The organism is Adlercreutzia equolifaciens, assembly GCF_029076695.1.
Lineage (GTDB): Bacteria > Actinomycetota > Coriobacteriia > Coriobacteriales > Eggerthellaceae > Adlercreutzia > Adlercreutzia equolifaciens_A.
Genome location: NZ_JARFIK010000165.1, coordinates 1 through 344, shown reverse-complemented (window position 1 = coordinate 344; position 344 = coordinate 1). Strand labels below are relative to the sequence as shown.

Below are 344 nucleotides of genomic sequence, written 5' to 3'. Positions count from 1 at the left end.
CGAACACCACGGGATTGATATTGGGACCGCGCGCAATAACCGGGCCGGCACCGCAGACAATCTTGCCGTACTTGGTTTTCTCGATACCCGGGTAGTCCGTGGCATGGGTGACGTCGAAGTCCAGGGCCACATCGGGATTCACCGCATGGGCGCTGGTCATGGCGCCACGCGTGCCAATTTCCTCTTGGGTGGTGGCCACGGCGATGAACGTGCCCGGAGCCCGCCCCGCATCGGCCAGCTTCTCCATGACGCGGCAGACAATGAACACGCCCACCTTGTCGTCGAAGCACTTGGACACGGCCATGTTCTTACCGAAGCGCTCGAAGCCCACGCCGAAGGTGATA

1 pseudogene is annotated in these 344 nt (G+C 61.9%); it reads right to left on the bottom strand.

The features are described 5' to 3' along the window. Positions 1-344 (bottom strand): annotated as a pseudogene (locus PZH32_RS11915) (M42 family peptidase); the annotation flags it as partial.